Annotated in this window: 7 protein-coding genes; all 7 read right to left on the reverse strand. The window is 73.7% G+C overall.

Features of this window, described 5'->3' with window-relative positions:
* Positions 1-2: 2 nt before the first annotated feature.
* Positions 3-1,970 carry a hypothetical protein gene (locus ACH4D3_RS23100; RefSeq protein WP_398324851.1) on the reverse strand — a complete coding sequence of 656 codons (1,968 nt, stop codon included), beginning with the start codon at positions 1,968-1,970 and terminating at the stop codon, positions 3-5.
* A complete protein-coding gene (locus ACH4D3_RS23105; RefSeq protein ID WP_398324854.1) occupies positions 1,967-5,023 on the reverse strand; it encodes an ATP-binding protein in 3,057 nt (1,018 codons plus the stop codon). The genes ACH4D3_RS23100 and ACH4D3_RS23105 overlap by 4 nt, the downstream gene beginning before the upstream one ends.
* Complete coding sequence (locus ACH4D3_RS23110) at positions 5,020-6,954, reverse strand: hypothetical protein (RefSeq protein WP_398324857.1); 1,935 nt, start codon at positions 6,952-6,954, stop codon at positions 5,020-5,022. Before ACH4D3_RS23110 ends, ACH4D3_RS23105 begins: the two co-directional genes overlap by 4 nt.
* A gap of 130 nt (positions 6,955-7,084) precedes the next feature.
* Positions 7,085-7,636 (reverse strand): NUDIX hydrolase, encoded by a 552-nt coding sequence (locus ACH4D3_RS23115; protein WP_398324859.1) that lies wholly within the window; start codon positions 7,634-7,636, stop codon positions 7,085-7,087.
* A 131-nt stretch (positions 7,637-7,767) separates the two neighbouring features.
* Complete coding sequence (locus ACH4D3_RS23120; RefSeq protein WP_398324862.1) at positions 7,768-9,108, reverse strand: transcriptional regulator; 1,341 nt, start codon at positions 9,106-9,108, stop codon at positions 7,768-7,770.
* Between the two features lie 366 nt (positions 9,109-9,474).
* Positions 9,475-11,988 carry a phenylalanine--tRNA ligase subunit beta gene (pheT, locus tag ACH4D3_RS23125; RefSeq protein WP_398324865.1) on the reverse strand — a complete coding sequence of 838 codons (2,514 nt, stop codon included), beginning with the start codon at positions 11,986-11,988 and terminating at the stop codon, positions 9,475-9,477.
* Positions 11,988-13,109, reverse strand: a complete 1,122-nt coding sequence (gene pheS / locus ACH4D3_RS23130; RefSeq protein ID WP_393639302.1) for a phenylalanine--tRNA ligase subunit alpha — start codon at positions 13,107-13,109, stop codon at positions 11,988-11,990. Before pheS ends, pheT begins: the two co-directional genes overlap by 1 nt.
* Between the last annotated feature and the right edge of the window lie 49 nt (positions 13,110-13,158).

Below are 13,158 nucleotides of genomic sequence, written 5' to 3' on the forward strand. Positions count from 1 at the left end.
CCTCATCCCAGGCCCTTGTCCTTCCTGAGGCCCAGTCCCCGGCTCTGCTCCTGCTCCCGGTCCTGGCTCTGGTTCCGGCTCTGCTCCTGGGTGACCGCCGCCGTGCCGTCGGGCCCGCCGCGTGCGCGGTTCTCGGCGGCCCGGTTCGGGGGGCGGGGGCTCGACAGCCCCGCCGCGGCCACGCGTAGCGTGTTCGCCACGTCGGGGTCCAGTCTGCTCGATTCCCGGGGAGCGTCGCTTTCGTCGTCCGGCCCGTCCCGGTTCTCCCGCTCCCGGTCCGGGTCCTCCCGACGACGTGCCTGAGCCGAAGCCTCGTAGGCCTGTTGGGCCTCCACGGCCCGGGCCATGTTGGCTCCGCGCATGCGGTCCACGTTCGGCTCGAGCTTGAACCCCTCGATCTTGAGTTCCTTGGTCTCGATGTCGGATCGGTCCTCGTCGTCCTCGTCCCCGCCGTCGTCGGGCGGTGCGCCGTGGTCGTCCGGGTCGTCGGGACCGTCGCCGGAGCCGCCGGGAGCACCGGCTCCGTCCGGGGGCGGGCCGTCCGCGGGTGGTCCGACCCTGAGGTTGAGCCATGGATTGGGGCGCTGCTCCCCACCGTCTCCGTCCGGCTCCTGGTCTGCCGGGCCCTCCGGGTCGTCCGCGTAGGTATCCGGTGGATCGCCGTCCTGCCAGGCGCCGTCCGGCGGCCCGTCGGCGGCAAACGCCTCACGAGCGGCGTCGGCCCGGCCTTCGAAGGCGGCACCGGCGGCGGCTTCCTCCAGGGCGTTCGCGGTCTCCGCAACAAGATCCGCGGCGCCCTCGGCTGCGGCGACAGCGATTTCGGCCACGCCCTCGGTCGCCGACACCAGGGCCCTGCCTGCCTCGTCGAGCTCACTCCGAGCCGTCCGGCCCCCCGGTTCGGCGGGCTCCGGCGGCTCCCGGTCATCCGCTTCGGAATCCGGGGTCGAGGCCGCCCTGTCCGGTTCCCCGGGCTCCGGCATGGCCGCCGCTTCGGGCTCCGGCTCGGTGTCCGGCCGCGCTTCCGCGACCGCAGCTTCTCGTTGCGGCCGTTGCCCGGACGCGGGCTCGGGCTCGGGCGGGGGCTCCGCGTCGGGCGGGGGCTCCGCGTCGGGCGGGGGCTCGGGCGCCCCCTCGTGTCCCCGCTCCGTCTCGGACGCGGACTCGGCGAGCGGTGCGGGCTCGGGCGCTTCGTCGGGGTCTCGCTCGGAGTCGTGCTCCGGGTCCGGCACGGGCTCCGGCTCCGGCTCCTGCTCCGGCACGGGCTCCGAGTCAGGGTCAGGTTCCGCCGTGGGCCTCGCTTCCCTCTCAGCATCGGGGTCGCGTTCCGACTCGGGCCCGGGCTCTTGTTCCGGCTCGGGCTCTCGCGCTCGCTCCCGCTCGGTCTCAGAGACGGGCTCAGGTTCCGGCTCGCGCTCGGCCTCGGGCTCGGGCTCGGGCTCGGCCTCAGGCTCGCGCTCGGACTCGGGCTCGGGCTCCGCCTCGGGCTCGGACTCGGACTCGGCCTCAGGCTCCGCCTCGGGCTCGGACTCGGCCTCCGCCTCGGGCTCGGACTCGGCCTCCGCCTCGGGCTCGCGCTCGGACTCCGCCTCGGGCTCGCGCTCGGACTCCGCCTCGGCCTCGGGCTCGCGCTCTGCCTCGCGCTCGGGCTCGGGCTCCGGGCCCGGGTCTGCGCGGTCCTGGTCCGGCGGCTGTGCCGGCTCCGGCTCGTCCGGCTCCGGCTCGTCCGTCGGCGGGTCGCCGTCCTCCGAGGCCTCCACGACGGGCGGCGCCGGATCGTCGGGCCGGGAGTCGGTCTCCGGAACGTCGCCGTCCCCGGTGTCCTCCGCCCGTTGCCCGTCCTGCGGCGCCTCCGCGTTCTCGCCGGACCGGTCCGGCACGTCTCCGTCACCGGGTGCGTGCGCGTCGCGAGGGGGCGGGGGCGGTGGAGGGGGCGGCGGGGCGTCGTGGACCGTACCGCCGAGTTCGCTCATCCGTGGGCCCCCGTCCCCTCGGCGCACACCTGCGCCACCCGTGCCGCCGTCTCCGCCACCAGCGCGCGCAGCCGCGGACCTTCCTCACAGGCCAGGGCGAAGGCCCGCCGTACGTGGTCCTCCGTCGTGGCACCCGTCACCGCCGCCACCGCCCGGCGCAGTCCGCTGCGCTCCACGTCGCCGATCCGGGCGTGCGCCTTCCCCGGTCCGTACCCGGGCAGGGCACGGACCTGGAGGCGGTGGGCGGCGCCGGAGGTTCCGGTGAGCACCAGCCCGCGGGCCGCCCACTCGGCCTCGTGCTCCGGGTACGCGTGGGGTCCGTCCGGGGCCGTCTTCCGGGCGCGCTGGATGACTTCCAGCACGTCCCGGAACCGGTAGTTGGCGTAGGTGTACCGGCGCCGGTCGACGGGCGGCGGCTCCCGGCCCAGCAGCGCGGCGTACAGCACGGTGTGCAGGCGCTCCGCGAAGTCCCCGGGGTCGACCTCGTCCCGCATCAGGGTCTCCCGCGCCGAGACGGCTCGTTCCGCGGCGTATCCGAGGGTGCACTCCAGATCGCGTGCGGTGAGGTCCGTCAGGGCCGCCCGTACCCGGGACGCCGGGGCCGGGGCGGCCATGCCCATCGCCTGGGCGCAGGCGGCTGCCTCCACCCAGATCAGGTGGAGCGGCTCCGTGGACCGGTGGTGGGAGTCGTTCATGGCGCGCAGCGTGCAGGGTTCGCCGCGGCACGTGGGCCCGCACAGGCGGCTGCGGCTGCCCAGCAGCGGCGGTTCGCCGGAGGCGCCCTTCGCGCTCTCGTCGTGCTCGCCGTGCGGGACGGACGTCAGTACGGGCCGGTCCATGCCGTCGGCGGCGACGGCGGCGCGGCCCGGGGGCAGGGCGACGACGCTCTCGCTCTGCTCCGGCCGGAGGTTCATCGTGGCGCCCACGAACCGTCGGTCGTCCTCGGCGGGCAGCCTGTGCATGATCTTCAACGCGCTGTTCTTGACCACGTCCGGGAGGATCTTGCTGGGGATCTGCTCGACGATGACGACGCCCTCGCCGTAGGCGCGGATCTCGGCGAGGAGCGATGCGAACAGTTCGACCGCGGCGGCCGCGGGGCCGTCGTCGACGTTCTTGAGCAGGCGGTGCGCCTCCTCCACGACGAGCACGTGGCGCAGGGGCACGCCGCCCGCGCCGTGGTGGACCCGCAGGTGTTCGACGAGGCGGATGAGGGTGGCCCCGATGAGGAAGGCCTTGTCCTGGTCGTTGGTGATCGTTTCCAGTTCGAGGACGACGTTCCCGGAGAGCAGTCCGGCGACGTCCAGCGGGTGGCCGCCCTCGAAGAACCGGCCCGGGGTGCCTTCCCGCAGCGAGCCCATGCGGACGTCGACGAAGCCCCGCACGTCGGCGGTGACCTCTTTGCCGTAGCCGATCGTCTCGACCACCTGCCGTGCCGTCGCCTGGAGTTCGCCGAGGGTCGGGTAGGCCGCCGTGCGGGGCTCGTCCGGCTCGTCCGGCAGGAACTTCGGTTTGTGGGCCGGGCGCGGCTCGCCGGTGACCAGGTCCCATCCGGCCTCCGTGTAGCACTGGGACAGTGCTCGGGCCAGCACCTGCGGGAACGGCTCGTGTCCCTCGAAGGCCGCCAGGAAGAGGGCTCTGACGAGGTCCACGTGGCTCTGCAGGGGGAAGCCGGGCTCCGGTTCCAGCGGGTTGAGCGAGGCGGGCGGGACGTCCACGTCCCCCGGCCGGATCACGGTGACCCGCCGGGCTTCCTCCGGTCCTCCGGCCGCGCCGAGGCGGCCGGCCATGCGCGCGTACTCGGCCTTCGCCGGTTCGATCGCCAGCCAGGGGACCGGCCGTTCGTGCGTGGACAGGGCGGTGAGCAGGCTCCGCACGGTCTGGGACTTGCCCGAACCGGTGGCACCGCAGATGAAGGCGTGCCGGTTGAGGGTCGCGCGCGACACGTGGAGCCGGCCCGTGGCCGACAGCGACTCGTCGAGAATGTCGCCGATCGGGAAACCGTCGGCGGCCGTGCCCTGCGCCGTCCCCTGGACCGTGCCCTGTTCCGTGTCCTGTTCCGTGTCCTGTTCCGTGTCGTCGGAGGTGACGTCGAAGCGGTTGGGGGCCACCGTGCGGATGCCGGGCAGCTCCCGCTCCGGTGGCCGGGCGAGCGCGGCCACGAGTTCCGCGGGCGCGACGAAGGGGGTGGCTCCCGGCGGCACGGAGGCGGAGGCGGCCTGGGTGGTCGCGGTCAGCGCCTCGGCGAAGGGCAGCGGGTGCCTGGTCGGCACGAGGACGTACGGCAGGTCGTCCAGGTCGCCCGAGCCGCACAGCAGCGCGGCCGAGGCGAGGGCGGACCCCGGCCGCTCCGCGCCGACCAGCACGCGTACGCTCCATACGCCGGTGGCGAGCGCCCGGGTCAGTTCGCGGTGGCGCGCTTCGGCCCGTTCGGCCGCCAGCCGGTCGGCCGCGGAGTTCTCCCGCTGGCGCAGCCGGGGCAGTTGCACGGACAGCGCGGCGCGCTCCCGCTCCAGCCGCTCGTACGGGAGGGGTTCGGCCAGGAGCAGCCAGGCGAAGGCGTCCGGGAGGTGGGCGACGGCGTCGTCGAAGGAGCCGCGGCGTTCGGCGGGCAGGGCACGTTCGTCGTCGCCCATGCGCAGGGCGTCGTGGGACCCGAGGCAGGGCAGCCAGTACGGCATCCGCTCCAGCAGTGCGGCGGCCTCGCCTGCCGGAACGTCCCGGGCGGTGGCGCCGGGCGGGTAGCCGACGGGGCGTTCGGCCGTATCGTGGGGCCGATCCCCCGCGGGCGGGAAGTACGGGGCGCCGCCCACCAGGAAGTGCATGGGCCGGTGCGGGCCGGGTCGGATCCACGCGGTGGCGAACCCGGTGGGCCCGCCCTCGCCGCGGTGGCCGAGCACCGCGTGGGCCGCGGTCACCGCGGCGGTCAGCTGAGCGGCCGTACGGTCCTGCCCGGGTTGCCGCTCGTCCGGTCGGCGGGGCACGGTGAGCAGCCGGTGGAAGCGGTACGCGGCGAGTTCCGCGGGCCCGCCGCGGGCGCCGGTGCCCGGCGTCACGGCAGGCTCGGGCGCGGCCGGTCGGACACTTTCGGCAGGAAGTTGATCCCGGGGCTGCAGTCCCCGAAGACGACCCGGCGACCGCCCGGGCCGGTCTCGACGAGGACCAGTCCGGTCGCGGGCAGGGCCTGCATCTGGGTGGGTTCGACCGTGAACTCGTACACCCGGCTGAGGTTCTCGCCGGTCGTGGTCGAGTGGGCGGTCGAGGTGGTGGTGGAGTCCTGCCAGCTACGGGAGAGCGAGGTGCCGGTGGAGTCCGAACTCCCCCAGTTGCTGCCCGTGCCGCTGCCGCCCCGGTTGAATCCCGAGGTCCGGGACAGTCCGCTCTGGAAGGTGTAGCTGGTGCCGCGTCCCTCCGTGAGCGTTTCCCCGACCTGGCGGGTCAGCTGATTCACGAGGAACTTGTGCTCCTGTCCGATGAACTGCGCGGCGGCTCTCGCCTCCTCGCCGTTGCCCATGCGCATGAACACCGTCGCGCTGTCGGATCCGCCGGCGACCTGGACCGCGGCCTCCCGCAGGTGTTCCAGGAGCACGACGAGCCGTACTCCGGCGGTGCGTGCCTGACGGGCCATCGTCTCCAGCGCCTCCCGGCCGAGGTGGTCGGCGCCCGCCACGACGAGCGTGCCCGAGCCCGGGGCGACCGTGCGCTTGCGCAGCGCGTGGAGCAGCTGGAAGAAGACGAAGCGGTCGGTGAGGTCCTTGCGCCGGTGCACCTGGTCCTCGGTCGTGACGACGGTGAGCCCGCCGGGTCTCCACCAGGAGGAGACGGGAGCGTCGGGCGTGTGGACCGTCTCCGCCCTGGTCAGCAGTTCCGTCTGGGCCCGCACGTAGCGGAGTTCGTTCTGGACGCGTTCGCTCTGGCCGACGAGGTCGATGGCCCGGGTCATCGACTCGACCTCGGAGTCGCTGAGCGGGCCCGGTGCCTGCGGGCCGGGGTCGTAGACGCGGAGCAGGACGCGCAGTCCGGCGGCCAGGCGGTCGAGGGTCACGGGTCCTTCGAGCAGCTCGGTGACGGTCTGGACCACGTCCACGTCGATGGTGTGGAGGTCGATGTCGGCGCCGGGCGGTCGCATGCTGCCCAGGGCCTCGGCCAGGGTCTCCGCCAGCTCCTCCGAGGTGAACTCCTCGCGCAGGTCGCGGCCGAGCAGCGCGCCGGGCACGGGTACGTGGCCGACGGTGACTCCGCGCCGGGCGGCGAGCCCGGCCAGCTCCAGGGCCACCGCCTGCTGGGTGAGGTCGAGGACGACGACCGACTGGCCGGCGGTGAGGAGGGGCCCGCCCAGCGTGGCGAGGAGGCTGGCCCAGCCGTTGCCCGTGCCGCCGAAGACGTCGATCCGGCTGGGCCCCGAGGTGAGGGAGATCGGGTACCAGGTGTCCAGTGTCTCGTTGTGGCGCAGGTGCGCGTCGCGGTGCTGGGCGAGCAGTTCCTGCCACGCCTTCGTGCGGGCCTCGTGGTCGCGCCGGGCCCGTTTGCGATCGCCTTCGAGGCGGCGTTCGGCGGCCCGCAGCCTGGCGTTGGGCGAGGTCGCGCGGAACAGGGCGACGACGACGATCATGACGATCACCGCGACGACGATGTTCCCGGCCACGAGCCCGATACCGCCCGCGATCAGGGTCGCGCAGCCGAAGCCGGTGGTGTTGCGGCCGCCCATGGCGTGCTCGCGCAGGGAGCGGACCTCGTGGTCGGAGGGCTCCTTGTACACGGGCGGGTTCCGGGCGGCGCGGTGCGCCGGGGGCTCCGGTGGCTGGACGAACTCCCAGCCCCAGCGTTCCGGTCCGGCGAAGACGCGCGTCGCCAGTTCCGCGGCGGCCCCGTCGCCGGGTTCCGCGGGCGTCCCGGCGGGCCTTGGTTCCGGCGTCGCCTCCCGGTGGTCCCGGCCGGTCCCGTCGTCCGGCCCGTCGAGCCCGGCTCTCTTCTCGGCAGCACTCATCACGCCCCCGTCCGATGTCGCAGCATCGTGCCCGTGCGGGCGGTGCCTGTCAGTACCTGCGGCGGGCGGGACGGCTCCTTGGCCGGAACACCTCAACAAATGACCGAAGTTGGCCAGTCCCGGCCACTCGCTACTCCTCCTGCGGCTGGTCGCGCCCGAGCCAGAGGTGGTGGAGCAGGAGCAGGGCGGCCGCCATGTTGGCGGCCGGGACCTCCCCTCGGGTGATCAGGTCGGGCACGAGTTTGAGGGGGACCCATTCCCGCCGCTCGGACTCGAAGTCGTCCACGGGGTGCCCGGTGTACGTGCCCCGGTCGGCCCAGTAGACGTGGTGGCGCGCGTCGGTGAGTCCGTTGGAGGGCTCCACGCTCATCAGGTGGTGCAGTGGTCCGGGCCGCCAGCCGGTCTCCTCCTCCAGTTCCCTGGCCGCCGCCACCGCGACGTCCTCGCCGTCCTCGACGACTCCGGCCGCCAGTTCCCAGCCCCAGCTGTCGGTGATGAAGCGGTGCCGCCACAGCAGGAGGACCTCGCCCGCCTCGTTCACGACCGTGGCGGCGGCCACGGGGCGCATCCGTATCAGGAAGTGGTCGAGGTGCCGGCCGTCGGGCAGGACGACATCGGCGCGATTGACGCTGAACCATCGATTTGAGTACACATTTTGTTCGCTCTGTTTCGTCCACTGCACTGTTCTGCCACCTTTCTTTGAGTAGGTGGCAATATCGCAGCAGCAGCGTTCCGGCAGCAGGCGTACGAGGGCCGCTCACGGCGCAGGAGTGGGCGCAGGGGTGGACGCAGAGGCGCGGCCGGACGGGACGGCTACAGCGGTACGCGCAGTGCCCCGTCGATGAGTTCGGCGGCCTCGGCCGTGCCCCCGCAACCGCTGTTCACCAGGTGCTCGCGCACCGCGCGCAGTCTGTCGCGCAGCCGGTGGGACTCCATTCCCCGGGCCTGTTCGGCCATCCGCACGGCCGTCGCCACCGCCTTGTCGGCGTGGCCCTGGCGCAGTTCGATCGTGCTGAGCATGGCGAGCCGGTGCACGCGGCCCCGGTCGTGCGCGGGGGTGTCCACGGCCGCCGCCGCGTGCTCCCCGGCCGCCGCGAGTTCACCGAGGCTCAGCAGCGCCTCCGCCACCTGGACGTTGACCAGTCCGGGCTGGACGTAGCCGGTCTCGTCGGGCTCGTACCCCCGCCGGATGCGCTCGGCGGCCTGCTCGGCCCGGCGGATGCAGGCCAGCGCGCCGCTGCCGTCGCCCAGGTGCGCGTACGCCTTCGCCTGCATCGCGTACAGGTCGGAGGCGAGCGCCGGGGTGATGTGCCGGCCGGCGGCGCGCAGCGCGGCCTCGGCGAAGGCGACGGCCTGCCGGTACTCCCGCATGAACAGCGCCTGGTTGACCAGCAGCGCGATGACGTACGCGCCGAGCCCCCGGTCGCCGCTGGCCTTGGCGAGCCGCAGTGCCTGGTGGAAGTAGCGCTGGGCGAGGCCGTGCGCGTCGGAGTCGTACGCGCAGATCCCGGCGACCGCCACCAGGCCCCCGGTGGCCCGGTGCAACTGCCGTCCGGTGGCGTCGGTGTAGCTGCCGCGCAGCAGCGGCGCGGCCTCGGAGTTGAGGAAGCCGACGATGCGGGCGCGGGTCGCGATGCCGCCGGCCTTGCGGTACATCTGCTCGTAGTGCGTGCGGGCGCAGCGCACCGTCTCCAGGTCGGCCGCGGTGACCCGGTGCCGTCCACCGCGGGAGACGTCCGTGTCCTCGGGCGGGTTCTCCCACTCCCACACGGGCATCACGGCCGGTGTGCCGGTGAGCGCGGGGGCGCCGAGGATGTGCGGGCGCTGCTGCTGGTCGGAGCGCCACAGGGCGGTCGCACGCTCCACGAAGCCGGACAGCGATCCGGTGTGCGGAGCGGCGGGTTCGCCGGGCACGCCGAGGCCGATGTCGTCGAGGGTGACGGGTCGGTGCAGCCGGGAGGCGAGGACCTCGCAGATCAGGTCGGGCACCTGGCCGCGCGGCCGCTGTCCCTTCAACCACCGGGCGACGGCGGTGTGTTCGTACCTCAGTGCGAGCCCGCGCGCCCGGCCCGCCTGGTTGACGTGCGCGGCCAGTCCCGCGTGCGAGATCCCGGCCTCGTCGAGGATCGCGTCGAGCAGGGTGTTGGGCTGCATGGGTGCCCCCGGTGAATCGGTGCCGACAGCGTAGTGCGTCGGTCTTCACACGGGGTGTGAACGGAGTACGCGCATCCGCAGCGTGTGCGCGCTGTCGCGGAGAGTTCCGGGCCGGTTGACTGAAGGGCCTCGAAAGAGGCCGGCCGGGCCGCCGGCTCCCCCTCGTACAGTGCGGCGGCCCGTATCCAGGCCGTCCGCCCGGCTGCCTGCCCGACACTCCGTGGCGGGGCGGACGGCTCCGCCGGCCGGAGAGGCGGTCGAACGCCGTTCAGGTGATGCCCCAGGGGCGCGGGGAACTGCGCGACCGGCCACCGACTGCCCGCAGCCGCCGAACCGGCAGAAACCCCACGCCCCTTGGGCGAACCGTCAGCTCCTGAGCACTGCGCCCACCCGCTCGCCCGCGAGGGCAACCGCCGCGTCGCGGGCGGCCGACGCCTCGTCGACCGTCAGCGTCCGGTCCCCCGCACGGAAGCGCAACGCGTACGCCAGGGACTTGCGCCCCTCACCGAGCTGCTCCGCGTTGTCGTAGACGTCGAACAGCCGGATGGACTCCAGCAGTTCGCCCGCGCCCTCGCGCAGCGCGGCCTCGACCTCACTGGCCGGGACGAACGCGTCGACCACCAGGGCCACATCCTGCGTCGCGACCGGGAACGTGAAGATGCCCGGCGCCTGCGGGGTGTCGTCGCCGACCCGCTCCACCGCGTCGAGGTCCAGCTCCATCGCGCACGTGCGCGCGGGCAGGCCCAGTGTCTTCAGGACCCGCGGGTGCAGCTCACCCGCATGCCCGATCACGCGGTCCTCGCCGTCCACGGTGACGAACAGCTCGGCGCAGCGGCCCGGGTGCCACGGCCCGTACTGGCCCTTGCGGACGCCCAGTTCGGCGCCGGCCTCACGGGCGACGGTGCGGGCGGACTCGACCGCGTCGGCCCAGTCGGCCGGACGGCCCCTGCCCCACCAGCCGGCCTGTTCGCGGGCGCCGGCCAGGACCACGGCGACGTGCCGGGGCTGGTCGGGCAGCGCGGCGTCCAGCGCGGCGAGGTCGTCCTCGCCGGGGCGCCGGTCGACGGGCAGGTTGGCGGCGACGCGCTGCTCGTCGCGCGGGTGGAAGACCAGGCCGGTCTCGAACAGCGCGAGGTCGTGCGCGCCCCGGCCGTCGTTGCGCCGCAGCGCCGCGAGCAGGCCGGGCAGCAGCGTGGTCCGCAGCGCGGGCTCCTCGTCGCTGAGCGGGTTGACCAGCCTGACGACGCGGCGGGCCGGGTCGTCGGCGTCGAGACCGAGCTGGTCGAAGACCTGCTCGCCGACGAACGGGTAGTTCAGCGCCTCGACGTAACCGGCACCGGCCAGGGCCCGCCCGACGCGGCGGTGCAGCCGCTGCCGGGAGGTGAGGCCGCGGCCCGCCGGGGGCCTGGGCAGCGTGGAGGGGAGGTTCTCGTACCCCTCCAGGCGGATGACCTCCTCGGCGAGGTCGTTCGGGTCGGTGAGGTCGGGCCGCCAGGACGGCACGGTGACGATCAGCTCGTCCTGGCCGTAGACGTCGCAGCCCACCTCCTGGAGGCGGCGTACGACGGTCTCGCGGCCGTAGGCGACACCGGCGACCTTGTCCGGGTGGTCGGCCGGGAGGCTGACGGTGTGCGGTGCGGACGGGGCGCTGATCTCCGTGACCCCGGCCTCGGCGGTGCCGCCCGCGAGCAGCACCAGCAGGTCGACGGTGCGCTGCGCGGCAGCGGCGGCGGCCTGCGGGTCGACGCCGCGCTCGAAGCGGCGGGAGGCCTCGGAGGACAGCTTGTGGCGGCGGGCGGTGCGCGCGATGGACACCTGGTCGAAGTGGGCGGCCTCGATGACCACGTCACTCGTCGCGTTCTCGGTGTCGCCGTGGTCCGCGATCTCCGTGTTGGCGCCGCCCATGACCCCCGCGAGGCCGATCGGGCCGCGGTCGTCGGTGATGACCAGGTCCTCGGCGTGCAGCTTCCGCTCGGTGCCGTCGAGGGTGACGATCTTCTCGCCCTCCTGGGCCCGGCGTACGCCGATGGTGCCCTGGACCAGACCGCGGTCGTAGGCGTGCAGGGGCTGGCCCAGCTCCATCATCACGTAGTTCGTGACGTCGACGGCCAGCGAGATCGGGCGCATGCCGACCTTCTGGAGCCGCCGCTGGAGCCAGATCGGGGAGCGCGCCTCGGCGCTGAGGCCGGTCACGGTGCGGGCGGTGAAGCGGTCGCAGCCGGTGGGGTCGGCGATCTTCACCGGGTAGCCGTAGGCGTTCGGGCCGGGCACGTCCAGCAGGGCCGGGTCGCGCAGCGGCAGGCCGTAGGCGATGGCGGCCTCGCGGGCGACGCCGCGGATGGACAGGCAGTCGCCGCGGTTGGCGGTGACGGCGATGTCCAGCACCTCGTCGACCAGTTCCAGCAGCTCGATGGCGTCCTTGCCGACCTCGGTCTCCGGCGGCAGCACGATGATGCCGTGCGTGCCGTCGTCGCCCATGCCCAGCTCGTCGCTGGAGCAGATCATGCCGTGGGACGTCTTGCCGTAGGTCTTGCGGGCGCTGATCGAGAAGCCGCCGGGCAGGGTGGCGCCCGGCAGGACCACGACGACCTTGTCGCCGACCGCGAAGTTCCGGGCGCCGCAGACGATCTCCTGCGGCTCACCCGTGCCGTTGGCCTGGCCGACGTTCACCGTGCAGAAGCGGATCGGCTTCTTGAAGCCCTCCAGCTCCTCGATGGTCAGCACCTGGCCGACGACGAGGGGGCCCTTGAGGTCGGCGCCCAGGTGCTCGACGGTCTCGACCTCCAGGCCGGCCGAAATCAGCTTGGCCTGCACGTCGCGGCCGGTCTCGGTGGCTGGCAGGTCGACGTACTCCCGCAGCCAGGAAAGCGGGACCCGCATCAGATCTCCATCCCGAACGGCCGGGTGAACCGGACGTCACCCTCGACCATGTCTCGCATGTCCTCGACGTTGTGGCGGAACATCAGCATCCGCTCGATGCCGAACCCGAAGGCGAAGCCGCTGTACTTCTCGGGGTCGATACCGCAGGCGGTGAGCACCCGCGGGTTGACCATGCCGCAGCCGCCCAGCTCGATCCAGCCCTCGCTGGAGCAGGTGCGGCAGGGCCGGTCGGGGTTGCCGACGGACGCGCCCTTGCAGACGTAGCAGAGCATGTCCATCTCGGCGGACGGCTCGGTGAAGGGGAAGAAGTTCGGCCGCAGCCGGGTCTTCATCTCCGCGCCGAACAGCGACTGGACCATGTGGTCCAGGGTGCCCTTGAGGTCCGCCATGGTCAGGCCCTCGTCGACGGCGAGCAGCTCGACCTGGTGGAAGACGGGGGTGTGCGTGGCGTCCAGCTCGTCGGTGCGGTACACCCGGCCGGGGCAGATCACGTAGACCGGCAGCTCGCGGGAGAGCGCGGAGCGGATCTGCACGGGCGAGGTGTGGGTACGCAGCACGACGCCGGACTCGGCGCCGCCCTCGGGGCCCGCCACGAAGAAGGTGTCGGCCTCGCCGCGCGCCGGGTGGTCCGGGCCGATGTTGAGGGCGTCGAAGTTGAACCACTCGGCCTCGGCCTCGGGGCCCTCGGCGACCTCGTAGCCCATGGCCACGAAGATGTCCTCGATGCGCTCGGAGAGCGTGGTGAGCGGGTGGCGGGCGCCGGCCGGTACGCGGTCGTGGGGCAGCGTGACGTCCACCGCCTCCTCGACCAGGACGCGCGCGTCGCGCTCGGCCTCCAGCTCCTCCTGGCGGGCGGCCAGCGCCTTGTTCACCGCGCCGCGGGCCATGCCGACGCGCTTGCCGGCCTCGGCCTTGGCCTGCGGGGGCAGGGCGCCGATCTCGCGGTTGGCCAGCGACAGCGGGGAGGTGCCGCCGGTGTGGGCGACCTTGGCCTCCTGGAGCGCGTCGAGGGAGTCCGCGGCGGCGAAGGCGGCGAGCGCCTCGTCCCGCATGCGCTCGATCTCTTCCGGTTTCAACGCCTCGACCTCGACAGGGTCGTACGACTTATTCGGTGCCGACATCTCTTCCCGTGCTTCCGATTGGCTGGCTGGGACGCCCCGTCTACGGTCC

Origin of the sequence: Streptomyces sp. NPDC018026, assembly GCF_044327745.1 — a bacterium.
Taxonomy (GTDB): Bacteria; Actinomycetota; Actinomycetes; order Streptomycetales; family Streptomycetaceae; genus Streptomyces; species Streptomyces rubrogriseus.

Excerpts from the sequence above, each read along its gene's own strand:
- ACH4D3_RS23120 (WP_398324862.1), bottom strand. The coding sequence starts at position 9,108 with ATGCAGCCCAACACCCTGCTCGACGCGATCCTCGACGAGGCCGGGATC.
- pheT (WP_398324865.1), bottom strand. The coding sequence starts at position 11,988 with ATGCGGGTCCCGCTTTCCTGGCTGCGGGAGTACGTCGACCTGCCAGCC.
- ACH4D3_RS23110 (WP_398324857.1), bottom strand. The coding sequence starts at position 6,954 with ATGAGTGCTGCCGAGAAGAGAGCCGGGCTCGACGGGCCGGACGACGGG.
- ACH4D3_RS23100 (WP_398324851.1), bottom strand. The coding sequence starts at position 1,970 with ATGAGCGAACTCGGCGGTACGGTCCACGACGCCCCGCCGCCCCCTCCA.
- pheS (WP_393639302.1), bottom strand. The coding sequence starts at position 13,109 with ATGTCGGCACCGAATAAGTCGTACGACCCTGTCGAGGTCGAGGCGTTG.